This window comes from Vibrio sp. 811, assembly GCF_033339195.1.
This window is the reverse complement of sequence record NZ_JAWOUB010000531.1, coordinates 1-634: the sequence shown is the minus strand read 5'-3', so window position 1 is coordinate 634 and position 634 is coordinate 1. Positions and strand designations below refer to the sequence as shown.

General features: G+C 48.4%; 1 protein-coding gene. It reads left to right on the top strand.

The window, feature by feature from the left end:
• The coding region (locus tag R7Q46_RS27915; RefSeq protein WP_318078395.1) for an AsmA family protein at positions 1-634 on the top strand (634 nt) is incomplete at both ends.

The window sequence follows — 634 nt, the reverse complement described above, 5'->3', positions numbered from 1 at the left end:
TTGGTCAATGTCACGATTGATAAGTTGGCAATCACCAATGCACAGCGACAATCTTTACTCTCTAAACCGTGGCAAGAATTGCCGTTCACCATTAACCATATCAATAGCCTCGATTTGCTTAACGCCGATATTGAATGGGGGGAATGGCACTGGCAAAACCTTGAACTGTCCATTGAAGATGCCTCACTGCCTGCATCTCTATGGAATGCCACAGCCAAAGTGTCTTTACAAGCTGACAGTGTTCGTTTCCAAGAGCAAACCGCAATAGAGCCACGCTTGAACGCCATTTTCACGCCCGAGAATATCCAGCTCCAAGAACTGAGCCTAGATTGGCAGCAAGGCCGCGTACAGGTATCTGGTCAATTCAAACCGACGCACTGGCAACTCGACACGGCTTCTGTTCAAGGATTGAAATGGGCTATCCAGTCTGATGACAACAAGGATTGGTGGAAGGCCGCCACCAGCGCGCTACAAGAAGTGGATATCCAAGAACTTGATATTGAACGTAGTCAGATAATCCAATTAGCGCACGAACCATTCTGGCAACTCTCTGGCTTAAACGTCGAAGGAAAAGCGCTAAAGTTAAAGCGCCCACACCGTTTTTGGGGCGTATGGCATGGCAGTCTCGACGCGA